We start from the raw sequence: 25,485 nt of genomic DNA on the forward strand, positions 1-25,485 counted from the left end.
GGTGATCACCACCGGGCGCCCGGGTAGAGCCTGAGCGACCGGGGCGGGGGAAAGCCCCGGCGGCCTGGGGGAGGGGGACGTCGATGCTGATGGGCGGAGGCGGCCCGGCCGGGCCCCGGCGGCGCGGGGCGGCCGCCGCGTGCGCCGCCGCGACGCTGGCCGCCGGGTTCCTGTCCGGCTGCGGCTCCGGCGGCTCGGGGGCTCGAGTGATCAGCCTCTACAACGCGCCGCAGCAGAGCATGGGCGAGATCGTCAAGCGCTGCAACCGGCTCGCGCGGGGCCGGTACCGGATCGTCCTCAACACGCTGCCGCGCGGCGCCGACGACCAGCGCGAGCAGCTCGTCCGCCGGCTCGCCGCCGCCGACTCCGAGCTGGACGTCCTCGGCATGGACGTGACCTGGACCGCCGAGCTCGCCGAGGCGGGCTGGATCCGCGAATGGACCGGCCCGTTCGCCGCGGAGGCGCGCCGGGGGGTCACCGCGAGGCCGCTCGACACCGCCGTCTGGCAGCGCAAGCTGTACGCGGCCCCCTACAACACCAACGTCCAGCTCCTCTGGTACCGCTCGGACCTGATCCCGGAGCCGCCGACGACGTGGACGGGCCTGATGGCCGCCTCGGCCCGGCTCGCCGCCGAGGGCAAGCCGCACTACGGCGAGGTCACCGGCGCCCAGTTCGAGGGGCTGGTCGTCTGGTTCAACAGCCTGGTCGCCTCGGCCGGGGGCCGCATCCTGAGCCCGGACGGCGCGCGCGTCGAACTCGGCCCGCAGGCGCTCGTCGCGCTCAAGGTGCTGCGCGCCTTCGCCAGGTCCAAGGCCGCCGACCCGTCGCTGTCCAACACCAAGGAGGACGACGCGCGGCTGGCCGTGGAGTCGGGACGCGGCGCCTACGAGATCAACTGGCCGTTCGTGTACGCGTCCATGGCCGAGCTCAAGCCCGCCATGCTGCCGCACTTCAAATGGGCCCCCTACCCCGGCATCACGGGGAGCGGCAGGGCGCCCCTCGGCGGTGCCAACTTCGCGGTCAGCCGCTACTCCAAGAACCCCCAGGCGGCGTTCCAGGCGGCGCTGTGCCTGCGCGACCCCGAGAGCCAGCGCGTCGCCGCGGTCAAGGACGGGCTGCCGCCGACCATCGAGTCCGTCTACGGCGCCAGCGGCATGGCGGAGGCGTACCCGATGCGGGACACGATCCTGGCCGCGCTCAAGACCGCCGCCGCCCGGCCGAAGACGCCGACCTACCAGAACGTCTCGACCGTCACGGCGGTGACGCTGTCGCCTCCTTCGGCGATCGATCCGCCGCGCACGCTGAGGACGCTGAGGAACCTCATATCCGACGCGCTGCAAAGCAAGGGGGTGCTCCCATGAACGGCCCGGGCGGCGGCGCGACCGTGAGCGGGGGCGACGACGCGGGGAGGCGGGCGGTCAGCCAGGGCCGCAGATCCGAGCGCCACCTCGGCTGGTGGCTGTGCGCGCCCGCCGCCCTGGTCATGGTGCTGGTGACCGGATGGCCCATCGTCTACTCGGTGCTGCTGTCGCTTCAGCGCTACGACCTGCGGTTCCCGGACCGCAAGGGGTGGATCGGCGTCGAGAACTACACCACGGTCCTCACCAGCGCGTTCTGGTGGAACGCGTTCGCGGTGACGGCCGTCGTCACGGTGGTGAGCGTCGCCATCGAGCTGGTGCTCGGCATGGTGATCGCGCTGGTGATGTACCGGACGCTGGTCGGGCGGGGCCTGATCCGGACCGTCGTGCTGATCCCGTACGGCATCGTCACGGTCGCGGCGGCCTACGGCTGGAAGTACGCCTGGACGCCCGACACCGGCTGGCTGGCCGGGCTGCTCCCCGGCGGGCAGGCGCCGCTCACCGAGCACTGGCCCGCCATAGGGATCGTCATCCTCGCCGAGGTGTGGAAGACCACGCCGTTCATGGCGCTGCTGCTCATGGCCGGACTCGCGCTGGTGCCCGAGGACACGCTGAAGGCGGCGTCGATGGACGGCGCCGGTGCGTGGCAGCGGTTCCGGCTGATCACCCTGCCGCTGATGCGGCCGGCGATCCTGGCCGCGCTGCTGTTCCGGACGCTGGACGCGTTCCGGATCTTCGACAACATCTTCGTGCTCACCAACGGCGCGCAGAACACCGCGGCGGTGTCGGTGATCGCCTACCACAACCTGATCGGCGGGCTGAACCTCGGCATCGGCTCCACCATGTCGGTGCTGATCGTCGTCACCGTGGCGGTCATCGCGTTCGTGTTCGTCAAGGTGCTGGGCACTTCCGCGCCAGCCCAGGCCACAGGGGGTAAGCGCTGATGTCACGGCACCGGGACCGGACGGCCGGATGGGCGGTGGTCGACCTCGTCGTGGTGGTGTGCGCGCTGATCCCGGTGGTGTGGATCGCCGCGCTGTCGTTCAAGGCGCCGAGCACGATCTCCGACGGGAGGTTCTGGCCGACCACCTGGACCTGGTCCAACTACGCCGGCATCTTCAAGAACGACGACTTCGTCCGCGGCCTGATCAACTCCATCGGGATCGGGGTGATCTCCACCCTGATCGCCATCGTGATCGGCACGATGGCCGCCTACGCGGTGGCCCGGCTGGAGTTCCCGGGCAAGTCGCTGGTGCTCGGGATCTCGCTGCTGATCGCGATGTTCCCGCAGATCTCGCTGGTCACGCCGCTGTTCCAGATCGAACGCGGGCTCGGGCTGTTCAACACCTGGCCCGGCCTGATCCTGCCGTACATCACCTTCGCGCTGCCGCTGACCATCTACACGCTGTCCACCTTCTTCCGGGAGATCCCGTGGGACCTGGAGAAGGCCGCCAAGATGGACGGCGCCACCCCCTTCCAGGCGTTCCGCCTGGTGATCGCGCCGCTGGCCGCGCCGGGCGTGGTCACCACCGCGATCCTGGCGTTCATCCTGTGCTGGAACGACTTCCTGTTCTCCATCTCGCTGACCTCCTCCAGCGCCGCCCGCACCGCCCCGGCGACGATCTCGTTCTTCAGCGGCAGCTCGCAGTTCGAGGACCCGGCCGGATCGATCGCGGCGGCGGCCATCGTGATCACGATCCCGATCGTGCTGTTCGTGCTGCTGTTCCAGCGCCGGATCGTGTCCGGCCTGACCTCCGGAGCCGTGAAGGGATGAGGCGGGACCATGGCTGAGATCGTCCTGGACGGGGTGACCAAGCGGTACCCCGACGGCACCACCGCCGTCAGCGAGCTGGACCTGAAGATCGCCGACAAGGAGTTCATCATCCTGGTCGGCCCGTCCGGCTGCGGGAAGTCGACCACGCTGAACATGATCGCCGGGTTGGAGGACATCAGCGCGGGCGAGCTGACCATCGGCGGCGCGCGGATGAACGAGAAGGCACCGCGCGACCGCGACATCGCGATGGTGTTCCAGTCGTACGCGCTGTACCCGCACATGACCGTGGCGGAGAACATCGCCTTCCCGCTGCGGCTCGCCAAGGTCGGCAAGGCCGAGTCCAAGCGCAAGGTCCAGGAGGCGGCCCACCTCCTGGACATCGAGCAGTTCCTGGACCGCAGGCCCGCGCACCTGTCCGGCGGGCAGCGGCAGCGGGTCGCGATGGGCCGCGCGATCGTGCGCGACCCCAAGGCGTTCCTGATGGACGAGCCGCTGTCCAACCTGGACGCCAAGCTGCGCGTGCAGATGCGCACGATGATCTCGCGGTTGCAGAAGCACCTGGGCACCACCACCGTGTACGTCACCCACGACCAGACCGAGGCGATGACGCTCGGCGACCGCATCGTGCTGATGCGCAAGGGGGTGGTGCAGCAGATGGGCCCGCCCGAGGAGCTGTACGAGCACCCGCACAACCTGTTCGTCGCGGGGTTCATCGGGTCGCCGTCGATGAACTTCCTGAACGCCGACGTCACCTCGGACGGGCTCCAGACCGTGCTCGGGCCCATTCCGGTCTCGGACCGGATGCGCCGCGCCCTGGAGGCCAACAACGCCCCCGCACAGGTGATCGTGGGGATCCGGCCGGAGGCGTTCGGCGACGCCCGGCTCGTCCGGGAGCGCCGTCCCGAAGGGCACGACCTGACCTTCACCGGGCACGTCGACGTCCTGGAGTCGCTCGGCGCGGAGAAGTTCGCCTACATCGACCTCGGCTCGTCCGGGGCGATCGAGTCCGAGCACCTGGCCGAGGCGTTCCAGGGGAACGTCACCGACCAGAGCCGGTCCCAGCTCATCGCCCGCCTCGACCCGATGTCGCGGGCCCGCCGGGGCGAGAACATCGAGCTCGACTACGACCCCGACGCCATCGACCTGTTCGAGCCCGAGACCGGCGTCAACCTCAGCGAGCGGGTCTGATCGGGGGCCCGGACGGGCACCTCGGCCATCCGCCGCTCGGCGCCGAGCCGCCGGCGCAGCATCAGGTACCCGGCGAAGGCCGCCGGGCCGAAGAACACCTGCGCCGGGACGAGCGCGGGCGCCGACCCGGTCAGCGCCTCGACGGCGAGGGGCGCCAGCGTCGGGAGCACCGACCCGAAGGCGAGGACGATCCCCAGCGCCGTCCGCAGCCCGCTCCGCCCGTACGCCTTGTACGCCGCCGCGGTGTACAGCGAGTAGGCCAGCAGGTCGCCCATGCCGATCACCGCGCCGAACCCGCCGACCCGCAGCCCCGCCGACGGCGCGAACGGGTATCCCTGGATCGCCTCGGCCAGCTCCTGGGTCAGCGGGATCACCGTGGCGAACGTCAGGTCGTACACGGCCAGCAGCAGCACGAACCAGGCGACGTTCTTCAGCGGCATGCCGCCCTGCACGTTGAGGTTGGTCGCGGAGACCACGATGAGCCCGACGATGCAGCTGTTGGCCACCCAGTAGAACGGCGTTCCGGCGCCGAGCACCTGGTGCCCCACCAGGTCGGCGGCCAGCAGCGCGAGGATCAGCGCCCAGCGCACCGGCGTGTGCCCCACCACCGGCTGGTAGCCGACCGTCAGGCCGCCGGCGAACACCAGCGCCAGCACGACCGGCAGCGCCACCCCGGGCAGCGCGAGGTAGAGGAACGGCAGTGCGAGGACGAACCCCATCATCACCACGATGTCGCGCCCGTTGAACGTCCCTACGGGCGGCCTCGGCACCCGCACGGTGCGGAAGTACAGCACCGCTCCGGCCGGGACGGCCAGCGCGTAGAACGAGGTGACGCCCACCTGGAACAGGTCCTGCCCGGCGCTCACGTCGCGTCCCCCGCTCGTCTCATCGGGCTCTCCGTCGCCGGCCTCATGCGGCACCTCTCACGAAAGTCTCCTCGCGCAGGTCGCAGCGCAGCGGGCAGAGCCGCCGCGCGTCCTGCTCGTCCAGGTCGGCGATCTCGGCGGTGGCGTCGATGCCGCGTCCGGCGAACCGCTCGACGACGTCGGTGGTCGACAGGCCCGGCGCGACGACGGTGACGTGCAGGCGGCCGGCGTCCACGCGGGCGCGGTGGCGCACGGGCCACTCCACGCCCGGCAGGCCGTCGAGCGCCTCCACGACGTCCCGCTGCGTGACGACGCCGTCGCCGGTGCGCAGCAGCCGGCTCTCCTTGCCGAGGATCTGCGATACGGCGGGCACGGCGGACAGCTCGCAGTCCAGGGGCTCGGGGAGCGCCCGCACGATGTCGCGGGTGTCGTAGCGCAGCACCGGCATGCAGTCGCGGTACGGGTAGTACGGCGTGACGGTGAGTGTGCCGAGCCCACCGGGTTCGGCGGGCTCGCCGGTCTCCAGGTCCAGCACCTCGGCGTACCCCATGTTCGGGTCGAGGTGCACGTGGCCGCCGTTGCAGGTCCGGCCGCCGACGGGCAGCAGCTCGGTCGCCCCGTAGGTGTCGTTGACCTGCTCGATGCCGAACGTGGCGCGGACCGCCTCGGCCAGGTGGGGGGAGAGGACCTCGCCGCCCACGTACAGGGCGCGCAGCCGGAAGTCGGCGGGCCCGAGGCCGCGGCGGCGGGCCGCCGTGACCAGCTGCCCGATGTAGCTGGGGTAGCCGTTGAGGATCGTCGGGGGCGCGACGCCGTCCAGCAGGTGGTCCAGGGACTCGTCCGGCGCCACCTGGCCGACGACGCGGCCGGCGGCGCCGGCGAGCCGCAGCATCGCCAGGTCCTCCTGCATCGCGGCGGTCGCGCGGGAGCTCAGGTTCATCTGCATGCAGTCGCCGGGCCGGATCTCGCCGCGCAGCAGCATCGACAGCGCGATCAGCGCGGGCCACAGCTCGATCTCGTACCGCGACAGCCACACCCGCACCGGGACGCCGGTCGTCCCGGTCGTCTGCGTGGCCAGGTACGGCCGTCCGCAGATGAAGTCCTTCCCGCGGTCCACCAGGTCGCGCTTGACGGTGACCGGGACCGAGCGCAGCGTCTCCAGCGTGAGGCCGCCCGGGTCGATCCCGGCGGCGTCGAGGCGCTCCCGGTAGAACCGGGAGGACCGGTGCAGCCGGCGCGCGGTCCGCTGGAGGGCGCGGGTCTGGAGGTCGCGCCGGTCGGCGGGGTCGGCGAACGGCCCGTCGATGAGCTGCTCGACGTCCTCGCCCGGCGAGCCGAACTCGTCCAGGGTCGCCAGCGCGTCCTCGACCAGCCGCTCGACCAGCCCGACGTTCAGCGGCCGGCCGAACACCATGGCCAGCGCGACCCGTACCTGCCGGACACCGGTCTCCAGCACTTCGCCTCCGTTGACGGCAAGCCCGGGGCGGGGCCCCGGGGCGCGGACGTGTGTGTGGGGAGGCCGCGGCCTCCCCACACGCTCATTCGGTCGTGATCAGGAAGCGTGGCAAAGGCTGAAGAACACCGCGGTCATGGCGCCCATGACGTAGCGGACCTGCTTGGTGCTGCTCTTGATGGCGACCATTGGAGGCCCCTTCCCTTGAAGAGTTGATGACCTCCTCATCATCGGCGGCGCCGTTGAGCGAGACGATAATGGCCCGATAAATGGATCTTGTACGTTCGGCTCGTCCACCCAGGTCGGAGGTGCCGCCGTGTTGGTCTACAGGATTCTCGGTCCGGTCGAGGTGAGTGACGACGGGGTTCCCGTCGCGGTGGACGGCGCCCTGCGCCGGGCCGTGCTCGGCGCGCTGCTGCTGGAGGCCGGCCAGGTGGTGTCCGACCAGGCGCTGGTCTCGGCGCTGTGGGCGGTGCCGCCCGCCACCGCGCTCGTGCAGCTCCGCCAGCACGTGTCGGCGCTGCGCAGGGTGCTCGGGGCGCCGACGATCCTGCGCCGCGGCTCGGGCTACGCGATCCACGTGGAGCCGGGCGGGTTCGACCTGGAGGTGTTCATGGGCCTGGCCGCCCGCGGCCGGGCCGCGATGGCGGGCGGGCGCCCGGAGGAGGCGGAGGCCCTCCTGCGGGAGGCGCTCGGGCTGTGGGGCGGGGCGCCGCTCGACGGCGCCGCCCACGACTTCGTCCGGCAGGCGCGGCCCGCCCTGGAGGAGCGGCGGCTGGCGGTGCTGGAGGACTGGCTCGACGTCGGGCTCGCGCTGTCCCGCCATCCGGAGCTGGTGGGGGAGATCCTCGGGCAGCTGACCCGCAACCCGCTCCGCGAGCGGCTGCGCGGCCAGCTCATGCTCGCGCTGTACCGGTGCGGGCGGCAGTCCGAGGCGCTGCGGGTCTTCCGGGACGGCCGCGCGCTGCTCGGCGAGGAGCTCGGGCTGGAGCCCGGCGCGGGGCTGCGCCGGCTGGAGCGGGCGATCCACGCGTGCGACCCGTCCCTCGATCCGGCCCCGGGCGTGGGGACGCGCCGGGAGCCGCCCCGGCGGCCTCCGCTCCCGGCGGACCTTCCCGACTTCACCGGCCGCGAGGAGCAGCTCGCGGAGGTGTCCCGGCTGCTGGAGACCGCGTCCGGCCGGTCCGCCCCCACGATCTGCGTGATCAGCGGCGGACCGGGGACCGGCAAGTCCGCGCTGGCGCTGCACCTCGCGCACTTATGGGAGGCGGTCTTCCCGGACGGGCGGTTCCACGTGGACCTGCGCCGGGACGGGGGCGACCCGATGCCGGCGCTGGCCCGGCTGCTCAGCCTGCTCGGGGTGGACGGCGCGGACGTCCCCGCGTCCGCCGCGGAGCGCGCCGAGCTGTACCGCTACCGGATGGCGGGCCTCCGGGCGCTGGTCGTGCTGGACGGCGCCACCGGGGAGCACCAGGTGCGGCCCCTGCTCACCGGCGCCCCTGGATGCCCGGTGCTCATCACCTGCCGGGGCCGCCTGCCGGGGATCGGCTTCGCGGACCGGGTCGACCTGGGCGCCTTCGCCCCCGAGGACTCGGTGGAGCTGCTGACCCGGGTGGGCGGCGCCGCGCGGGTCTCCGCCGAGCCGGCCGCCGCCGCCCTGGTCGCCGAGCTGTGCGGGCATCTCCCGCTGGCGCTGCGGATCGCCGGGGGCCGGCTGGCGGCGACGCCCCATTCGAGCGTCGGCCGGCTGGCGGCCCGGCTGGGCGACGAGGACCGGCGGCTGGACGAGCTGCGCGCCGGTGATCTGGAGCTGCGGCCCGTCCTCGCCCGCGCCTGCGCCGGGCTGGCCCCGCCCGCCCGGCGGGCCCTCCGCCTGCTCGGCCGCCGGGGCGCCGGGCGGTTCTGCGCGACCGAGGCCGCGGCGGCCCTGGCGGAGAGCCTGGACGAGGCCGAGGACCTGATCGGCGCGCTCATGAACGCCGGGCTGGTCGAGTACTCCGGCACCGATGACGGCGGGCACGACACCTACCGCCTCCCGACACTGCTGGGGCTGTACGCGCGGGACCTCCCCGACGTCCCTGACGGTCCTGATGTCCCGGGCGGCCCCGGCCTCCCGGACGGCCCTGACCGCCCGGCGGCCCCGGCCGACCCCGAGGGCATGGCCGAGACCGCCGTCTGCGCCGACCCCGGCGGCCCTCGCCGCTAGCCGGCGTCGACGCGGGCCAGGAGGCGCATGAGGCGCGGTGACAGCCGCGAACCGAGGTGGGCGAGCCGCGCCTCCACCGTGACCGGGACGACCGCGCGGTCGTCCCGGACGGCGGCGACGATCTGCTCGGCGACGCCCTCGGGGCCGAAGCCGCGCAGCGCGTACGCCCGCGCCGCCCGCTCCCGGCTCCGCTCCTGCCCGGCCTCGCCGTGCCCGACGAACCGCGAGGTCCGGGTGATGCCGGTGTCGACGATCCCCGGGCAGATCGCGCTGACCCCGATGCCCTTGCCGCGCAGCTCGGCCCGCAGGCACTGCGACAGCATCAGCACCGCCGCCTTGCTGGTCGCGTACGCGGGCAGGGAGCGCGAGGGCGTGTACGCCGCCGCCGAGGCGGTGTTGACGATGTGCCCGCCCTCCCCCCGCTCGGCCATCTGCGCCGCGAACAGCCGGGAGCCGTGCACGACGCCCCACAGGTTGACGCCGAGGACCTGCTCCCAGTCCCGCGCCGTGTGCTCCAGGAACGGCCCGGCCATGCCGATCCCGGCGTTGTTGACCACCACGTCCGGGACGCCGTGGCCGTGCAGGACCGACTTGGCGAAGTCCTCCATCGCGGCCTGGTCGGACACGTCCACCTGGAACGCGTGCGCGGCCGGGCCGAGCAGCCCGGCCAGCTCGGCGGTGCGCTGCGCGGTGGCCGGGTCCAGGTCGGCCGCGATCACCTCGGCGCCCCGTTCGGCGAAGGCGAGCGCGGTGGCCCGCCCGATGCCGCTGCCGGCGCCGGTGACCACGACCAGCGACCCCTCGAAGGGGCGCCGGCCCGGGACGGCCCGCGCGCGGCGCAGCCCCCGGGACTCGGCGGCGGTGAGCGGCCCGCCGGTGACGCCGGCGATGTGCTCGGCGACCCAGCGGGCGACGACGGCCGGATGGCTGCGCGGCACCCAGTGCCCGGCGGCGATCGGACGCAGCGACAGGTTCGGCACCCGTCCGGCGAGCCCGTCCACCAGGTGCGGGGACACGAACAGGTCCCGGGTCGGGACGATCACCTGGGTGGGCACGTCGGTGCGCCGGTCGCGCGGGCCGCGCAGCCGCTCGAGCATGTTGGCGCGGTAGAGCCCGACCCCCGCGGCGCCGTCGCGCGGCAGCGTCCGCGCCGGGTGGCCCGCGCGCGGGGCGACGCCCTCGCCGATCTCCAGCGCCTTGGCGAACGGCCTGGCCATCCCGCTCCGCCAGACCAGCTCGGGCAGCACCGGGGTCTGGAAGAAGTAGATGTACCAGGACCGCAGGACCTGGCCGGCGCCACGCCGGAGGTTGCCCGGGGTCGGCCGGGCGATCATGCGGCGGGTCCAGAGGCCGACGTGGTCGAGGCACGGCCCGGAGATGGAGGTGAAGGAGGCGAACCGGTCCCGCATCGTGCAGACCGCCTCCCATGCCTGGATGGAGCCCCAGTCGTGCCCGACGAGGTGGACCTCGCGGCCGGGCGCGGCGGCGTCCAGCACCGCGCGCAGGTCGGCCATCAGATGGTCGAGGGCGTAGGGCTCGCGCCCGAACGGGCGGGACGAGGCGCCCGAGCCGCGCACGTCGTACCGGACGACGTGGAAGCGGCCCGCCAGGAGCGCGGCGGCCTCGTCCCAGACCGCGTGGGTGTCGGGGTAGCCGTGCATGAGCAGCACGGTCGGGCGGGACGGGTCGCCCTGCTCGTAGACGGCCAGGTCGACGCCGTCGCCGCGGACCCGGCGGGCCGTCGTCGCCGGGGCGGGGCCGCCGCCGGTCGCGGCGGTCACGCCGCCGCCTCGCGCCGCGCCCAGCGGTGCACGTGCGGCAGGTCGTCGTCGAGCCAGGACGCGTCGTCCTCGGTCACCACGAGGATCTCCTCGAACTTCACGCCCACGCCGCGGAACCCGATGTGCGGCTCCACCGCCCACAGGCCGGGCGTCGGCGGATGCTGGGACTGCGCGGCGCCGTTCCAGAGCGGGGAGCGCCCCTCCAGCCGCTCCTTGACCAGCTCGCGGCCGATGGTCTGGAGGAACCGGACCCCGAACGGGAACCCGACCCCCTTGGGCAGGACGCCGCCGATGACGCCGACCTGGTGGCCGATGACGCGGCCGGGGTACTTGGCGTGCCGGTTCTGGTAGCCCTGCCGCTCGATGAGGGCGTCGACCTCGGCGTAGACGTCGGCGAACGTGCGCCGCTCCCGGACGAGCGCGAGGATCAGCGTCCGGTAGGCGGCGAGGTCGGCGTCGACCCGCTCCCAGATCCGGTTCTCGCCGAGCACGCCGCCGTAGCCGATGTCGGCGGAGTAGCCCTTCTTCACCGGCGCCATGTCGAGGATGTAGGGCATGCCCTCCTCCAGGCGCGTCCCGCCGGGGAGGAACTGCGTGGGGACCTTGAAGCCGCGGAAGGCGGAGCGGTCGCCGAACCAGGCGAACGGGGTGTGCAGCCAGTCGTCCACGCCGTGGGCGCGGAGCCACCGGCGCATCCGGCGGCAGGCGTCGCGTTCGGTCACGCCCGGTTCGAGCGTGGCGGCCACCTCGTCGGCGCACTGGTAGCACAGGCGCTGGATCTCCCGGAATCGCTCGAGCTCCGCGGCGTTGTCGGTGCGGGCGAGCGCGACATTATTAGACACAACGTTAATTAACCGCGAGGGCCGAACCCCGGTCAAGGGCCCCCGCAGTGACGCTCGCCACCCGCACGCGTACATGGGCGGCCCGCAGGCCCCCTTCAGAACCGGCCGATGGGTCCAGAGCCCGCCCAAGGCCCTCGGCCGTCACGCGAGGGCGCTACCTGGCCGGTGGGGCGATGCCGAAGGCGAGCCCCACCGGCCAGATCGCGAAGCGATGTCGCGCTCGCCCAAGCACGGTCGGCGCCCCGAGCCGCCAGGCGAGGAAGCCGGGCCGAGCTTGAGAACTAATAAGGGTCGTACCCCGCGGCCTGCGCGGCCGGGGAGGTCTTCAGGTACTCCAGCGCCCGCGGGGTGGAGCAGATCTCGGAGGGGTGGTGGGAGGGCTTGAGGTAGACCGGCGCCTCACCCAGCAGCAGCCGGAAGATGCCCGGCACCGTGCCCTTCCGGACCGACCTGCGGTACGAGCGGTAGGCGCGCGGCAGCGTCACCCGCCCCTTGACCGTCGGGTCCTGCTTCAGCAGGTAGAGCGTGCCGCCGATCAGCGCCCAGTAGAGGAAGAACAGCGACACCGTCCAGGCCAGGACGCGGGTGGGGTACCGGCCGCCCATCGCCCGGTAGACGTCGAAGACCACCGAGCGGTGCTCGACCTCCTCGGCGCCGTGCCAGCGCAGCAGGTCCAGCATCATCGGGTCCACCCCGGCCGCGTCGAGGCGCTCGTTGTCCATGATCCACTGGCCGAGCACCGCGGTGTAGTGCTCGATCGAGGCGACCGCGGCCAGCTCGAACCGCAGCCTGCGCCGCCACGACCGCGGCGACTTCTCCTTCAGGGCCGCCATCCGGGCCGGCCGGTCGGCGTTGCCCTGCCCGGCCGGTCCCGTGATCCTGGACACCTCGATCCCGTTGGCCTCCAGGATCTGGTCGAGAACGCCCTGATGGGAGCGGGCGTGCACCATCTCCTGCCCGATGAAGCCCTTGATCTCCTCCAGCAGCCGCGGGTCCCTGATGTGCGGGCGGGCGTCCTTCACGCACTGGATGAACCACTTCTCACCCTCGGGCAGGACGAGGTGGAAAGAGTTGATCATGTGGGTGGCGACGGGGTCGCCGGGGACCCAGTGCAGCGGCGTTTTCGACCAGTCGAAGGAGATCCGGCGCGCCTTGATCGGCGGGTGCCGCTCGTCGATCGCGGGCGCAGGTGCGCCGTCCGTCAGGGGCCTGGTCATACCCTCTCCCTCAATCCGCGCGCCCGAAGCCGGACGCGCGGAGCCGGCGCGCGTCCTGTGCCGGAGTAGTCAACTCCGGGGGCGGGCGGGTTTCTTGGGGCGTGGCCCACAAGTCGGCGGCGGAATTCCATCGCCCGGTGACAATCGGCCTGGCCTCAGCAGGGGATACGGTCGGCGCCGGTATAGACGTTCATCGTCTCGCCGCGCAGGAATCCGACCAGCGTCATCCCGGCGTCCTCGGCCAGCTCCACCGCCAGCGACGAGGGCGCCGACACCGCGGCCAGCACCGGGATCCCGGCCTGTGCCGCCTTCTGGGTCAGCTCGAACGAGGCGCGCCCGCTGACCATCAGGATCCGCCCGGTGAGCGGCAGCAGGTCCTGGCGCAGCGCCCACCCGACGACCTTGTCGACCGCGTTGTGCCGGCCGACGTCCTCCCGCACCACCAGCAGCCCGCCGTCCGCGTCGAACAGCCCGGCCGCGTGCAGCCCGCCGGTGCGGTCGAAGACCCGCTGCGACTCCCGCAGCCGGTCCGGAAGCGCCGCCAGGACGGCGGTGGTCAGCGCGACGGTGTCGGCGGCCACGTCGTAGGGGCGGTCGGTCCGCAGCGCCTCGATGCTCGATTTGCCGCACACCCCGCAGGCGCTGGTGGTGGTGAACGCGCGGGTCAGCAGCGCGTCCGGCGGCCGGACCCCGGGGGCCAGCACGACGTCGAGGGTGTTCTGCTCGGCGGTGTCGGCGCAGTAGCGCATCGCGGCCAGATCGCCGGCCGCGCCGATGATGCCCTCGGCGGCCAGGAACCCGGCGGCCAGGTCGAAGTCGGCGCCGGGGGTGCGCATCGTGATCGTCAGCGGCCGCCCGTCGATCCGGATCTCCAGCGGCTCCTCCACCGCCAGGGTGTCGGGCCGCCGCCCCCGCGTCCCGGTGGTGCTCAGCCGCAGCACCGGCCTGCGCACCGTGATCCGCCCCATACGCGTGACCGTACTCCCCCTGGCGGGACGGCGCGAAAGCAGGGACGCCCGTCCGCCCCATCTCCGGCCGCCGCCCGCGGCCGTCAGTCGGCGACGCCGCGGGCGCGCGGCGCACGCCAGCCGTACCGCATCGCCAGCACGCGGAGGCCGAACGCCAGGACGGCGGAGCCCGCGGTGACGGCGGCGCCGTGCAGGCCGGCCGTGTACGCGGCCGCGATCACCGAGGCGCCGAGCAGCGCCGGCAGCGCATAGAGCTGCCGGTCGTAGAGCACCGCGGGGATCTGCCCGCTCAGCATGTCGCGCAGGACGCCGCCGCCGACCGCGGTGACGACCCCGAGCAGCACCGAGTGCAGGGGCGACAGGCCGTGGCCGAGGGCCTTCACCGTCCCGGTCACGCAGAACAGCCCGAGCCCGGCCGCGTCGGAGAACATCACCGCGGGCAGCAGCCGGGCGACCTGCGGATGCCAGAAGAACACCAGCGCCGTGGCGGCCAGCGGGACCAGCACGTAGCCGACGCTGGTGAACGCGGCCGGCGGCACCGCGCCGATGATCAGGTCGCGCATGATCCCGCCGCCGAGCGCGGTGATCTCGGCCAGCACCACCATGCCGACCACGTCCAGCCGCTGGCGCACCGCGGCCAGTGCCCCCGACAGCGCGAACACGAAGATGCCCGCCAGGTCCAGCACCTCGGCCGCGTCCGGCCCCGTCATCGAACGTCCTTCCGCCCGGGCGGGTCGGGCCCGCCTGCCGACCCCTCGGTCGGCCGCGACGGCGGCGGGCGGCGGGATGACCGTCGCCGCGATCGACGGCGCGACCGCGCCATGATCTCACCGTACGTCCGGGCCGGCCGCGGGGCCGCGGGCGGGGGAGGGGCCGCGGCGCGGCGGGAGGGCCCGCGGATCAGGCGTCGTACAGGGCGTCCAGAACGTCGGTGTACTTGCCGTGCACGACCCGCCGCTTCAGCTTGAGGGTGGGGGTGAGCTCCTCGCTCTCGGCGGTCCACTCGGCGGGCAGCAGCCGCCACTTCTTGACCTGCTGGACGCGGGCCAGCCGGGCGTTGGCGTCCCCGACGGCCCTGCCGATCTCCTCCAGCACCAGCGGGTGCCCGGCGAGCGCGGCCACGTCCGCGCCCTCCAGCCCGTGCGCGGCGGCCCACACCGGCGCGACCTCGCCGTCCAGGGTGATCAGCGCGACCACGTACGGGCGGCGGTCCCCGAACGCCAGGGCCTGCCCGACCAGCGGGTGCTCCTTGAGGTGGTTCTCGATCAGCGAGGGGGCGACGTTCTCGCCCCCGGCGGTGATGATGATCTCCTTCTTGCGGTCCACCACCCGCAGGAACCCGTCCTCGTCCAGGACGCCGACGTCCCCGGTGTGCACCCACCCGTCGGCGTCGAGGAGCCCGGCGGTCGCCTCGGGCCGGTTCAGGTAGCCGGGCGTGCAGGTCGCGCCGCGCACCAGGATCTCCCCGTCCCCGGCGAGCCGCAGCTCCACCCCGGGGAACGGCCGGCCGACGGTGCCGAGCTTGAACGAGTCCTGGAGGTTGGCGGTCACGGCCCCGGTCGTCTCGGTCATCCCGTACGCGTCGAAGATCTTCAGGCCGAGGCCGGCGAAGAACCGGGCGACCTCCACCGGCAGCGGCGCGGCGGCGCTGGACGCCTGGACGACCCGGTCGAGCCCGAGCAGCGCCCGCATCGGCGCCAGCACGGCGGCGTCGGCGCGCTCGAACACGGCGCGCTCCTCCGGGGTGAGGGCGTTCCCGTGCTCCTGGCCGGCGACGTGGGCGCGCCCCGCCTCCAGCGCCCGCGCGACCGCGGCCCTCCTCTCCTCGTCCGGCTCGGCGGCCAGCACCGCCTGGATGCCCGCCATGATCTTCTCCCAGACCCGCGGGACGCCGAAGAACGAGTGCGGCCTGACCTCCCGCAGCACCGTGGTGAGCTGGGCGGGGTCGGGGCAGAAGTGCACGTGCGCGGCCAGCCCGACCGGCAGGTAGTAGCTCAGCACCCGGTCGGCGATGTGCGCGAACGGCAGGTAGGAGATGCCGGACGGGTGGCCGGGCAGCACCGAGGCGCCCTCCACCATCGCCGCCTCGTGCAGCACCATCGAGTGGGTGATCAGCACGCCCTTGGGGTTCCCGGTGGTCCCGGAGGTGTACAGAAGGGTGGCGGCGTCCTCGGGCCGGACGGCCTTCCAGCGGGCGTCGATCGCAGCGGGGTCGGCGGCCAGCCGCTCCCGGCCGAGCGCGGTCAGGGCGTCCCAGGTCAGGAACCGGTCCCCGGCCGGGCAGGCGGCGGCGTCGATCACGATCACCTTGCGCAGCGCGGGCAGCCGGTCGAGCACCGGCAGCCAGCGGTCGAGCTGGTCCCGCCCGTCCAGTACCGCGTACCGGGCCGAGCAGTCCGCGGCGACGAAGGCCACCTGGTCGGGGGCGAGGGTGGCGTACACCGTCGTCGGGACGCCGCCCGCGTGCAGCGCGCCGAGGTCGGCCAGCACGTGCTCGGACCGGTTGGGCATCATCAGCGCCACCACGTCGCCGGCCGTCAGGCCGAGCGCGGCCAGCCCCGCGGCGGTCTCCAGCGCCCGCCGGCGGGTGTCCTCCCAGGTCAGCGTCCGCCACTTGCCGTCGACGCGGTCGGAGTAGGCGGGCCGGGCGCCGTCCCGCCGGGCGGTGTCGGCCAGCCGGGTGCAGATCGTCCGCCCTCCGGCCGTCCGCTCCAGTTCCGCCCGCGCGTCCCGAACCCCGGCTTCGACCATCTCGCGCCCCTTCCGGCAGTGCACCGATGTCAGTGTTCACTTGCAGAGGGGAATCGCACCATGCCGAACCATGTTCGGGCAAGGGCGCCCCGGGGGCCGTCTCCTGGTCGGGGGGTGATGGCGGGGGTGGGGCGACCCCTGGGTGACCGGACCCGTACCGCCCGTTTGTTGATCATTTATGGGGATCTGTGGGATAAATTCCCGCTGTGACCCTCCCCGTCGGAAAGCCGCGTCTCACCCAGTACGCCCATGGCGGGGGCTGCGCCTGCAAGATCCCGCCCGGCGAGCTCGAGCGGGTCGTGGCCGGGCTGACCGGCCCGGCGGGCGCCGACGGATCCCTGCTCCTCGGCGGACAGGACGGGGACGACGCGGCCGTCCTGCGGATCGACGGCGGCCGGGCGATCGTGTCCACCGCCGACTTCTTCACCCCCGTGGTCGACGACCCCTACGACTGGGGCCGCATCGCCGCCGCCAACGCCCTCTCCGACGTCTACGCGGTCGGCGGCGAGCCGGTCATGGCGCTCAACCTGCTCGGCTGGCCGCTCGACGCGCTCGCGCCCGAGCTGGCCCGCGAGGTGCTGCGCGGCGGGCGCGACACCGCCTCCGACGCCGGCTGCCCGATCGCCGGCGGGCACAGCATCGACGACCCCGAGCCCAAGTACGGCCTGGCGGTGACCGGCATCGCCGATCCCGCCCGGCTGCTCCGGCTGGACGCCGGGCGGGCCGGGCTGCCGCTCTCGCTCACCAAGCCCCTCGGCACCGGCGTGCTCAACGCCCGGCACAGGGCCACCGGCGAGGTGTTCGCGCACGCCGTCGACACGATGGCGGCCCTCAACGCGACCGCGGGCCGGCAGGCGTTGGAACGCGGCATCTCCTGCGCCACCGACGTGACCGGTTTCGGCCTGCTCGGCCACCTCTACAAGCTGGCGCGGGCGAGCGGCGTCACCGCCGTCGTGGACGCGGCGGCCGTCCCCTACCTGGACGGGGCGCGCGCCTCGGCCCGCGACGGCTTCGTCCCCGGCGGCAGCCGCCGCAACCTCGCCTGGGTGTCGCCGGCGGCCGACTTCGGCCGGATCGCCGAGCAGGAGCGGCTGCTGCTCGCCGACGCCCAGACCTCCGGCGGCCTGCTGGTGGCCGGCGAGATCCCCGGTGCCCCCGTCATCGGCGAGCTGGTCGAGCGCGGCCGGCACGTCCTGGTGGTCCGCTGACCGGACACCGAGCGTGATCGTCGGCTCGTGTCCGTGATCGCGGAGTGGGTACATCCCGGGTGACCGGGTCCGCGGACGGCGCGGGGCCGCTCATGATCCAGGGAGCGGGCATGACCATCGGGGGTATCTTCACCGCCATCGTCTTCGGCGGGATCATCGGGGCGCTCGCCCGGCTCGTCGTGCCGGGCAAGCAGGACATGTCCATCTGGCTCACCGTGCTGGTCGGCATCGTGGCGGCGTTCGCGGGCACCGGGCTGAGCCACCTGTTCGGCCTGCGGACCCACGGCTGGAACTTCTGGGAGACCATCTTCCAGGTGGCCTTCGCGGTGATCGGGGTGTACCTGGTGGCCGCCTTCTGGCCGAAGAAGCGGACCCACTGACCCGACCCCGCAGGGAGGGCAGGGCGAGGGTCGCAGAGCCCGCCACAGGGCCGCTGGGCCCCGCCCGCGGCCCACCTCCGAGCAGGGGCGTCCCCCGGGGCAGGGCCGCGCGGTCAGTCGGCCGCGGGGCGCAGCACGGGGCGGAGGCGGTCCAGCACCTCGGGGTCCTCGATGGTGGACGGCACCGTCACCTCGCGGCCGTCGGCGATGCCGCGCATCGTGCCGCGGAGGATCTTGCCCGACCGGGTCTTGGGCAGCGCCGGCACCACCGCGACCTCCTTCAGCGCGGCGACCGGGCCGACCTGCTCGCGCACCATGGCGACCAGTTCGGCGGCCAGCTCGCCGGGCTCGGCGAGGACACCGTTCTTGAGCACCACCAGGCCGCGCGGCACCTGGCCCTTGACCGCGTCGTGCACGCCGATGACGGCGCACTCGGCGACCGCCGGGTGCGCGGCGATGACGTCCTCCATCGTCCCGGTGGACAGCCGGTGCCCGGCCACGTTGATCACGTCGTCGGTGCGGCCCATCACCCACAGGTAGCCGTCGGGGTCGCGGTGACCGCCGTCGCCGGTGAGGTAGTGGCCGGGGTACCTGGTCAGGTAGGACTCGACGAACCGCTCGTCGTCGTGCCAGAGGGTGGGCAGGGAGCCGGGCGGCAGCGGCAGCCGCAGCACGATGTCGCCGTCGGTCCCGTCCTCCACGGGGGCCCCGTCCGGGCCGAGCACCCGCACGTCGAAGCCGGGCACCGGGACCGAGGGCGAGCCCGCCTTGACCGGCATCGGCTCGAGCCCGCGCGGGTTCGCCGCGATCGGCCAGCCGGTCTCGGTCTGCCACCAGTGGTCGATGACGGGCCGGTCCAGCACCCGGGACGCCCAGTGGTAGGTGTCGGGGTCGAGCCGCTCGCCGGCCAGGAACAGGGTGTCGAGCGCCGACAGGTCGTACTGCGCGAGCAGCTCCCCGCCGGGGTCCTCCCTCTTGATCGCCCGGATCGCGGTCGGCGCCGTGAACAGCGCCTTGACCCGGTGCTCGGCCGCGACCCGCCAGAACGCCCCCGCGTCGGGCGTGCCGACCGGCTTGCCCTCGTACAGCACGGTGGTGCAGCCGGTCAGCAGCGGCGCGTACACGATGTAGGAGTGCCCGACGACCCAGCCGACGTCGGACGCGGCCCAGAACACGTCCCCGGGGCCGACGCCGTAGATGTTCTCCATCGACCAGCGCAGCGCGACCGCGTGCCCGCCGTTGTCGCGGACGACGCCCTTGGGGCGGCCGGTGGTGCCCGAGGTGTACAGGATGTAGAGGGGGTCGGTGGCCGCCACCGGCACGCAGCCGGCCGGTTCGGCGCGAGCGACGGCCTCGTCCCACTCCACGTCGCGCGGGCGCACGAGGTCGGCGTGCAGCTGCGAGCGCTGCCGGACGACGCAGTGGTCCACCTTGTGCGAGGCCAGCTCCAGCGCCTCGTCCAGCAGCGGCTTGTAGGCGACGACGCGGCCCGCCTCGATGCCGCAGGACGCCGACACGACCGCCTTGGGCCGCGCGTCGTCGATGCGCGCCGCGAGCTCGCGCGCCGCGAACCCGCCGAAGACCACCGAGTGGACCGCGCCGAGCCGGGCGCAGGCCAGCATCGCCACGATCGCCTCCGGCACCATCGGCAGGTAGACGACCACCCGGTCGCCGCGGTCGACGCCGAGGTCGCGCAGCGCTCCCGCGAACCGCGCCACCAGGTCGGTCAGCTCGGCGTAGGTGTAGGTGCGCACGGTGCCGGTGACCGGGCTGTCGTAGATCAGCGCGGCCTGGTCGCCGCGGCCCTCCTCGACGTGCCGGTCCAGGGCGTTGTCGCAGGTGTTCAGCTCGCCGCCGGTGAACCAGCGGTGGAACGGCGGCGCCCCGTCGTCGAGCACCCGGTCCGGGGGCACGAGCCAGCGGACGTCCCGCGCGGCCAGCCCCCAGAACCGGGTCGGGTCGGCGATGCTGCGCTCGTACGCGGCCTCGTAGGCGCCCATGGTCCTCGTCCTCCGGTGCGGTCCCCTGCCCCGGCCGCCTTGCCGGGGCGCACCCCTATAGGGCCTGCCCAGGGGCTGGTTCGTCAAGTGCCCGCGCCGGGCCGCGTCCGCTCAGCGGTGCCGCAGGCCGTTCCCGAGCGCGACGAGGGAGGCCAGGCCCGCGCCGGCCGCCACGATCCAGAAGCACAGCTCGTAGGCGTCGAGGGACGGGACCGACGTCCCGGCGATGACCCGCCCGGCGAGGATGGAGGCGGTGACCGCGCCCGCGACGCTGCCCCCGGCGGTGCGGACCAGCGAGTTGATGCCGCTGGCGATGCCGCTCTGGTCCATCGGGACGTGCTGCACGGCGAGCGTGCCGAGCGCCGCGTAGGCGATGCCGAACCCGACGCCCTGGATCGTGCTGAACGCGAGCATGTCGTACCCGTGCTCGTTGGAGACCGCGAGCCACACGTAGCTCAGCCCCGCGAACAGCGACCCGATGGCCAGCGTGTGCGCGGCCCCGATCCGGCCCACGATCCGCCCGGCGAGCGCGGAGAACAGCAGCATGGTGACCGTGCTCGGCAGCATGTAGAGGCCGACGTCCAGGACCGAGCCGCTCAGCCCGTACCCGATCTTGTCCGCGGGCGACTGGACGAAGCTGGAGATCAGCGTGAACGCGGCGAACATCGAGAAGCCGAGCAGCGCCGAGGCGAGGTTGGCCGACAGCGACTTGGCGCCGACCAGCAGGCCGAGCCGCACCAGCGGCTCGCGCACCCGCGTCTCGATCAGCACCCAGGCGGCGCAGAGCACCGCGGCGCCGCCGAACAGCCCGAGCACGCCGCCCGACGTCCAGCCCCACTGGTTGCCCTCGCTGATGGCCAGCAGCAGGCAGACCAGCCATCCGGCCAGCACCGCGGCGCCGAGCAGGTCGGGCCGCCCGCCGGTCCGGACACCCACGTCGGGCGCGCTGACCGCGATGAGCACCAGTCCCGCGGCGGCCAGGCCGGCCGCGATCCAGAACATCGGGTGGTGGCTCTCGGTGCGGTCGGCGATCAGGCCGGTGACGATCATGCCGATGGTGCCGCCGACGCCCATGGTGGCGCTGACGATGCCGATCGCGGTGGTGACCCGCTCGCGCGGGAAGGTGTCCCGGATCATCCCGATGGCCAGCGGGATCAGCGCCGAGGACGTGCCCTGGAGGGTACGGCCGGCGATCAGCACGCCGAGCGACCCCGAGAGCGCGCAGATCACCGAGCCGAGCACCAGCAGGCCCATGGCCAGCAGGATCATCTTCTTCTTGCCGTACATGTCGCCGAAGCGCGACAGCAGCGGGGTGGCGACCGCGCCGGCCAGCAGCGAGGCGGTGAAGACCCAGGTGACCGAGGTGACCGAGGCGTCGAAGCGCTCCATCAGCCGGGGCAGCAGCGGGATCACCAGGGTCTGCTGCACCGAGACGACCATCCCAGCGGTGGCGAGCGCCAGCAGCGTGAGACCGGTGTGCACGGCCGGCCCGGACGGACCGGGCTTTTCGGGCGCCACGGTGGGTGCGCCGGACATGTGACCTCCAGTGGGGGCCGGGCGGGGCGCCGGCGGGGGGAGTGGGCGTTTCGTGCCGGGGGAGAGCCTACTTACTTAAGTTAAGTAATTAGACTGTAAGGTGGGTCACATGCCGTCACCGCACCGCCCGGCGGGCACCCCCCGCGACGCCGACGTGCCGCGCGACATCGTGGAGATCGAGCGGGCGATCGCCCGGATCTCGCACATGCTCACCCGGAACAAGCAGCACGACCGGACGGTCGCCGCCGCCGGCGTCCCGGTCGACCGGGCGGCGGTGCCGCTGCTGCGGGCGCTGGCCGACAACGGCGCGCCGATGCGCCCGAGCGAGCTGGCCGCCCGGCTGGCGGTCGAGGCGCCGCACGTCACCCGCCTGGTCCAGCGCCTGGAGAAGATCGGCTACGTCGAGCGCGTGCCCGATCCGCTCGACGGCCGGGCCCAGGGAGTGCGGCTCTGCGACGCCGGCCGCGAGGCACTGGAGTGCGTCCGCGCGGTCGGGCGGCAGTGGATGGACGAGGCCCTCGCCGGCTGGTCGCCCGAGGAGCGCGGCCTGCTCGCCGGCCTCGTCCACCGGATGGTCGACGACTTCGTCGCGCACTCCGAGTCGCTCGGCGGCGGGTGCGCGGCCCTCCCGGGTCCCGGCGCCGGCACGGGTTCGGGCGCCGGCACGGGTTCGGGCGCTGGGACGGGGCCGGGGACGGCCGGATGGGCCGCTGACGGTCCGGACCGCCCGCGGGCCCGCCCGCGGATGTGAGATAGGCGATCTCGGAGTGTGGACCCGTTCGGCTTTCGCGACGGGCCCTGCGCTCCCTAGGCTTACCTGCCGTGGACCTTCGTCTGCGCGACCCCCGGAGAGACGTGCCCCGTACCGATGCCGTCCTCGGCGACCCCCGGCTGGCGGACGCGTCCCGCCGGCTCGGCCGCGAGATCGTCAAGTCCGCGGTCGCGGCGGCCCAGCGCCGCGCCCGCGCGGGCGAGATCCCGCCCGGCGACGTCGCCTCGGCCGCGCTCGCCGCGCTGCCCGAGCACGCCGCGTCGCTGCGGCCGGTGGTGAACGCCACCGGCGTGCTGCTGCACACCAACCTCGGCCGGGCGCCGCTGTCGACCGCCGCCCGCGCCGCGGTCGCGGCGGCCTCCGGCTGCTCCGACGTCGAGTACGACCTGCCCTCCGGCCGCCGCGGCCCGCGCGGCCGGGGCGCACTCGCCGCCCTGCGTGCGGCCTGCCCGGCGGCCGGCGACGCGCAGGTCGTCAACAACAACGCCGCCGCGCTGGTGCTGGCCGCGACCGCCCTCGCCGCCGGCCGCGAGATCGTCATCGGCCGCGGCGAGCTGGTCGAGATCGGCGACGGATTCCGGCTCCCCGACCTGCTGGCGGCCACCGGCGCGCGGCTCCGCGAGGTCGGCACCACCAACCGCACCACCGCCGCCGACTACGCCGCCGCGGTCGGCCCCGGCACCGGGTTCATCCTGAAGGTCCACCCGTCCAACTTCCGGATCGAGGGCTTCACCGCCGAGGCCGCCGTGCGGGACCTCGCGCCGCTCGGCGTCCCGGTCGTCGCCGACATCGGCTCCGGGCTGCTGGCGCCCGACCCGGCGCTGCCCGGCGAGCCCGACGCCGCGTCCGCGCTCGCGGCCGGCGCCGCGCTGGTCACCGCCAGCGGCGACAAGCTCCTCGGCGGGCCGCAGGCGGGCCTGCTGCTCGGCGACCGCGACATCGTCGCGCGGCTGCGCCGCCACCCCCTGTACCGGGCGCTGCGCGTCGACAAGATGACCCTCGCGGCGCTGGAGGCGACCCTGCGCGGCCCCGAGCCCCCGGTGGCCGCGATGCTGCACGCCGCGGCCCCCGGGCTGCGCGCCCGCGCCGAGGACCTCGCCCGCGCGCTGTCGGCCGCCGGCGCCGACGCCCGCGCGGTCGGCAGCACGGCGGTCGTCGGCGGGGGCGGTGCCCCCGGCGTCGAGCTGCCGAGCGCGGCGGTGTCGCTGCCGGACGGCTGCGCGGCCCCGCTGCGCGCCCGCCAGGTGATCGGCCGGGTCGAGGACGGGCGGCTGCTGCTCGACCTGCGCTCGGTGGACCCGGCCGACGACTCCCGGATCCGCGCCGCGGTCCTCGCCTCCCTGGAAGGGAACTGATGCAGGTCGTCGTCACCGCGGGGCACGTCGACCACGGCAAGTCCGCGCTCGTCCGCGCCCTCACCGGCATGGAGCCCGACCGGCTCGCCGAGGAGCGCCGCCGGGGCCTGACCCTCGACCTCGGATTCGCCTGGACCGACCTGCCGTCGGGGGAGCGGCTCGCCTTCGTGGACGTCCCCGGGCACGAGCGGTTCGTCACCACCATGCTCGCCGGCGCCGGGCCCGTCCCGGCGGTGCTGCTCGCGGTCGCCGCCGACGAGGGCTGGATGCCGCAGTCGGAGGAGCACCTGGCGGCCCTGGACGCCCTCGGCGTCCGGCACGGGGTCCTGGTGGTGACCCGGTCCGACCTCGCCGACCCGAGGCTCGCGCTCCGCCAGGCCCGCGACCGGCTCGCCACGACCGGGCTGAGCGGGGTCGAGGCCGTCGCCGTCAGCACCGTCACCGGCGCCGGGATGGACGAGCTCACCGCCGCCCTCGACCGGCTCGCCGCGCGGCTGCCCGTCCCGGGCCCGGACGGTCCCGTCCGGCTCTGGGTCGACCGCGCGTTCACCGTCGCCGGCAGCGGCACCGTGGTCACCGGCACGCTCGCCGCCGGCACCGTCCGCACGGGCGACGAGCTGGTCCTGCTGCCCGCGGGCGAGCGGGTCACGGTCCGCGCCGTCGAGTCGGCCAGGGAGTCCCGCGACTCGGTGCGCGGGGTGGCGCGGGTCGCGCTCAACCTGCGCGGGGCCCGCCGCGACGACGTCGCGCGCGGCATGGCGCTGGTCACCCCCGACAGCTGGACCCACACCACCAGCGTCGACGTGCGGACCCGGTTCGGCGAGGCGTCCGGGCGGCTGGCCCGCCAGATGATCCTGCACATCGGCTCGGCCGCCGTGCCGGTGCGGCTCCGCCCGCTCGGCCCCGACACCGCCCGCCTCACGCTGAACGCGCGGCTGCCCCTCCACGTCGGCGACACCGCGCTGCTGCGCGACCCGGGGCGGCGCGCCGTCGCGGGGGTGAGCGTCCTGGACGTGCGGCCCCCGACGCTGGTGCGCCGTGGCGCCGGCGCCGCCCGCGCCCGCGAGCTGGCCTCCTGGCCGGACCGTCCGGACGGCTCGGTGGTGCTCCGCCGGCACGGCGTGCTGCGCCGCTCCGACCTCGCCGTGATGGGCTGCGCCCCGCCGTCCGGCGCCGTCGCCCTCGGCGACGAGTGGTTCGCCGACCCCGCGCACTGGGAGGCGCTGCACGGCCGCCTCACCGAGGAGACCCGCCGGCACGCCGCCGACCGCCCGCTGGCCCCCGGCGTCCCGCTGGAGGCCGCCCGGCTGCGCCTCGGGCTGCCCGCCCGGCGGTTGGTCACCGCGCTCGTTCGGCCGCCCCTCCGGCTGGAGGCGGGCCGGGTGTACGGGCCCGCGCCCGCGCTGCCCCCGGAGCTGAGCGGCGCGCTCGACCGGCTCCGCGCCGACCTGGCGGCGGCGCCGTTCGGCGCGCCCACGGCCGAGCGCCTCACCGAGCTGGGACTCACCGGCCACGGCCTGGCCGCCGCGGGACGGGCCGGTGCGCTGCTCCGGCTCGGCGACGGCGTCGTCCTGCTGCCCGGCGCCGACCGCGAGGCGCTGCGCGTTCTGTCGGAGCTGCCGCAGCCGTTCACGCCGGGCCAGGCCCGCGCCGCCCTCGGCACCAGCCGCCGCGTCGTGATCGCTCTGCTGGAGCACCTGGACGGCCTGGGCCTGACCGAGCGGGTCGGCGCGGGCCGCAAGGTCCCGGGCGACGCCCCGTCCTGACCGGCCCGTCCCGGCCGGGAGCGGAAAACCGGTTGAACGGGGTAGGGGTCTTCTGGCGTTATAG

General features: G+C 74.4%; 20 protein-coding genes. 10 read left to right on the forward strand and 10 right to left on the reverse strand.

What is annotated here, in order from left to right; all coding sequences use genetic code 11:
- Positions 1–83: 83 nt before the first annotated feature.
- Genes OHA34_RS01675 through OHA34_RS01690 form a run of 4 tightly spaced genes read left to right on the forward strand, consistent with a single transcriptional unit; the run spans position 84 to position 4,320 of the window.
- Positions 84–1,361 carry an ABC transporter substrate-binding protein gene (locus tag OHA34_RS01675; protein WP_285943679.1) on the forward strand — a complete coding sequence of 426 codons (1,278 nt, stop codon included), beginning with the start codon at positions 84–86 and terminating at the stop codon, positions 1,359–1,361.
- Complete coding sequence (locus OHA34_RS01680; protein ID WP_285943678.1) at positions 1,358–2,302, forward strand: carbohydrate ABC transporter permease; 945 nt, start codon at positions 1,358–1,360, stop codon at positions 2,300–2,302. Before OHA34_RS01675 ends, OHA34_RS01680 begins: the two co-directional genes overlap by 4 nt.
- Positions 2,302–3,132 carry a carbohydrate ABC transporter permease gene (locus OHA34_RS01685; RefSeq protein ID WP_285943677.1) on the forward strand — a complete coding sequence of 277 codons (831 nt, stop codon included), beginning with the start codon at positions 2,302–2,304 and terminating at the stop codon, positions 3,130–3,132. Before OHA34_RS01680 ends, OHA34_RS01685 begins: the two co-directional genes overlap by 1 nt.
- Before the next feature lie 9 nt (positions 3,133–3,141).
- Positions 3,142–4,320, forward strand: coding sequence for an ABC transporter ATP-binding protein (locus OHA34_RS01690; RefSeq protein ID WP_285943676.1), 1,179 nt, complete (start codon positions 3,142–3,144; stop codon positions 4,318–4,320).
- Here OHA34_RS01690 and OHA34_RS01695 read toward each other — a convergent pair.
- Both OHA34_RS01695 and OHA34_RS01700 read right to left on the reverse strand, forming a co-directional pair.
- On the reverse strand, positions 4,254–5,186 hold the full coding sequence (locus OHA34_RS01695; RefSeq protein ID WP_329520459.1) for a hypothetical protein: 933 nt from the start codon (positions 5,184–5,186) through the stop codon (positions 4,254–4,256). The two genes, OHA34_RS01690 and OHA34_RS01695, sit on opposite strands and share 67 nt — an antisense overlap.
- A gap of 43 nt (positions 5,187–5,229) precedes the next feature.
- Complete coding sequence (locus OHA34_RS01700; protein ID WP_329520460.1) at positions 5,230–6,642, reverse strand: phenylacetate--CoA ligase family protein; 1,413 nt, start codon at positions 6,640–6,642, stop codon at positions 5,230–5,232.
- 313 nt (positions 6,643–6,955) lie between these two features.
- On the opposite strand from OHA34_RS01700, the gene OHA34_RS01705 reads away from it, so the two are divergent.
- Positions 6,956–8,845 carry an AfsR/SARP family transcriptional regulator gene (locus OHA34_RS01705; RefSeq protein ID WP_329520461.1) on the forward strand — a complete coding sequence of 630 codons (1,890 nt, stop codon included), beginning with the start codon at positions 6,956–6,958 and terminating at the stop codon, positions 8,843–8,845.
- Here OHA34_RS01705 and OHA34_RS01710 read toward each other — a convergent pair.
- The 6 genes from OHA34_RS01710 to OHA34_RS01735 all read right to left on the reverse strand — a co-directional run bounded on the left by OHA34_RS01710 (position 8,842) and on the right by OHA34_RS01735 (position 16,404).
- On the reverse strand, positions 8,842–10,626 hold the full coding sequence (locus tag OHA34_RS01710) for an SDR family oxidoreductase (protein ID WP_329520462.1): 1,785 nt from the start codon (positions 10,624–10,626) through the stop codon (positions 8,842–8,844). The genes OHA34_RS01705 and OHA34_RS01710 overlap by 4 nt on opposite strands.
- A complete protein-coding gene (locus OHA34_RS01715) occupies positions 10,623–11,468 on the reverse strand; it encodes a M24 family metallopeptidase (protein ID WP_329520463.1) in 846 nt (281 codons plus the stop codon). Before OHA34_RS01715 ends, OHA34_RS01710 begins: the two co-directional genes overlap by 4 nt.
- A 281-nt stretch (positions 11,469–11,749) precedes the next feature.
- A complete protein-coding gene (locus OHA34_RS01720; protein WP_285943671.1) occupies positions 11,750–12,685 on the reverse strand; it encodes a metal-dependent hydrolase in 936 nt (311 codons plus the stop codon).
- Between the two features lie 155 nt (positions 12,686–12,840).
- Positions 12,841–13,653, reverse strand: coding sequence for a formate dehydrogenase accessory sulfurtransferase FdhD (gene fdhD, locus OHA34_RS01725; protein WP_285943670.1), 813 nt, complete (start codon positions 13,651–13,653; stop codon positions 12,841–12,843).
- 83 nt (positions 13,654–13,736) lie between these two features.
- Positions 13,737–14,363: a trimeric intracellular cation channel family protein gene (locus OHA34_RS01730; RefSeq protein WP_285943669.1), complete on the reverse strand. Its 627-nt coding sequence runs from the start codon at positions 14,361–14,363 to the stop codon at positions 13,737–13,739.
- A gap of 190 nt (positions 14,364–14,553) precedes the next feature.
- On the reverse strand, positions 14,554–16,404 hold the full coding sequence (locus OHA34_RS01735) for an AMP-dependent synthetase/ligase (RefSeq protein ID WP_329520464.1): 1,851 nt from the start codon (positions 16,402–16,404) through the stop codon (positions 14,554–14,556).
- Between the two features lie 206 nt (positions 16,405–16,610).
- On the opposite strand from OHA34_RS01735, the gene selD reads away from it, so the two are divergent.
- Together selD and OHA34_RS01745 are read left to right on the forward strand one after the other, a co-directional pair.
- Positions 16,611–17,612, forward strand: coding sequence for a selenide, water dikinase SelD (gene selD / locus OHA34_RS01740; protein ID WP_329520465.1), 1,002 nt, complete (start codon positions 16,611–16,613; stop codon positions 17,610–17,612).
- A gap of 110 nt (positions 17,613–17,722) precedes the next feature.
- Entirely contained in the window at positions 17,723–17,992 is a 270-nt protein-coding gene (locus tag OHA34_RS01745; protein ID WP_285943666.1) for a GlsB/YeaQ/YmgE family stress response membrane protein, read from the forward strand.
- 113 nt (positions 17,993–18,105) lie between these two features.
- On the opposite strand, the gene OHA34_RS01750 is transcribed toward OHA34_RS01745, so the two are convergent.
- Both OHA34_RS01750 and OHA34_RS01755 read right to left on the reverse strand, forming a co-directional pair.
- Positions 18,106–19,992, reverse strand: coding sequence for a propionyl-CoA synthetase (locus OHA34_RS01750; RefSeq protein WP_285943665.1), 1,887 nt, complete (start codon positions 19,990–19,992; stop codon positions 18,106–18,108).
- Between the two features lie 111 nt (positions 19,993–20,103).
- Positions 20,104–21,528 carry an MFS transporter gene (locus tag OHA34_RS01755; RefSeq protein WP_329520466.1) on the reverse strand — a complete coding sequence of 475 codons (1,425 nt, stop codon included), beginning with the start codon at positions 21,526–21,528 and terminating at the stop codon, positions 20,104–20,106.
- Between the two features lie 109 nt (positions 21,529–21,637).
- Between OHA34_RS01755 and OHA34_RS01760 the strand changes: the two genes are divergently transcribed.
- The 3 genes from OHA34_RS01760 (at position 21,638) to selB (ending at position 25,421) form a co-directional block, all read left to right on the forward strand.
- A complete protein-coding gene (locus OHA34_RS01760) occupies positions 21,638–22,279 on the forward strand; it encodes a MarR family winged helix-turn-helix transcriptional regulator (protein WP_329520467.1) in 642 nt (213 codons plus the stop codon).
- Between the two features lie 104 nt (positions 22,280–22,383).
- Positions 22,384–23,655: an L-seryl-tRNA(Sec) selenium transferase gene (gene selA, locus OHA34_RS01765; RefSeq protein WP_329520468.1), complete on the forward strand. Its 1,272-nt coding sequence runs from the start codon at positions 22,384–22,386 to the stop codon at positions 23,653–23,655.
- Positions 23,655–25,421 (forward strand): selenocysteine-specific translation elongation factor, encoded by a 1,767-nt coding sequence (gene selB / locus OHA34_RS01770; protein ID WP_285943661.1) that lies wholly within the window; start codon positions 23,655–23,657, stop codon positions 25,419–25,421. The genes selA and selB overlap by 1 nt, the downstream gene beginning before the upstream one ends.
- Positions 25,422–25,485 lie beyond the last annotated feature (64 nt).

It is taken from the genome of Spirillospora sp. NBC_01491 (assembly GCF_036227065.1).
In the GTDB taxonomy this organism is placed as follows: domain Bacteria; phylum Actinomycetota; class Actinomycetes; order Streptosporangiales; family Streptosporangiaceae; genus Spirillospora; species Spirillospora xylanilytica.

Bases quoted from the DNA above. Each gene is read 5' to 3' on its own strand.
- OHA34_RS01750 (WP_285943665.1), bottom strand. From the start codon at position 19,992: ATGGGCGCCTACGAGGCCGCGTACGAGCGCAGCATCGCCGACCCGACC.
- OHA34_RS01720 (WP_285943671.1), bottom strand. From the start codon at position 12,685: ATGACCAGGCCCCTGACGGACGGCGCACCTGCGCCCGCGATCGACGAG.
- OHA34_RS01755 (WP_329520466.1), bottom strand. From the start codon at position 21,528: ATGTCCGGCGCACCCACCGTGGCGCCCGAAAAGCCCGGTCCGTCCGGG.
- OHA34_RS01760 (WP_329520467.1), top strand. From the start codon at position 21,638: ATGCCGTCACCGCACCGCCCGGCGGGCACCCCCCGCGACGCCGACGTG.
- OHA34_RS01745 (WP_285943666.1), top strand. From the start codon at position 17,723: ATGACCATCGGGGGTATCTTCACCGCCATCGTCTTCGGCGGGATCATC.
- OHA34_RS01730 (WP_285943669.1), bottom strand. From the start codon at position 14,363: ATGACGGGGCCGGACGCGGCCGAGGTGCTGGACCTGGCGGGCATCTTC.
- OHA34_RS01685 (WP_285943677.1), top strand. From the start codon at position 2,302: ATGTCACGGCACCGGGACCGGACGGCCGGATGGGCGGTGGTCGACCTC.
- OHA34_RS01735 (WP_329520464.1), bottom strand. From the start codon at position 16,404: ATGGTCGAAGCCGGGGTTCGGGACGCGCGGGCGGAACTGGAGCGGACG.
- OHA34_RS01680 (WP_285943678.1), top strand. From the start codon at position 1,358: ATGAACGGCCCGGGCGGCGGCGCGACCGTGAGCGGGGGCGACGACGCG.
- OHA34_RS01690 (WP_285943676.1), top strand. From the start codon at position 3,142: ATGGCTGAGATCGTCCTGGACGGGGTGACCAAGCGGTACCCCGACGGC.
- fdhD (WP_285943670.1), bottom strand. From the start codon at position 13,653: ATGGGGCGGATCACGGTGCGCAGGCCGGTGCTGCGGCTGAGCACCACC.
- OHA34_RS01675 (WP_285943679.1), top strand. From the start codon at position 84: ATGCTGATGGGCGGAGGCGGCCCGGCCGGGCCCCGGCGGCGCGGGGCG.
- selB (WP_285943661.1), top strand. From the start codon at position 23,655: ATGCAGGTCGTCGTCACCGCGGGGCACGTCGACCACGGCAAGTCCGCG.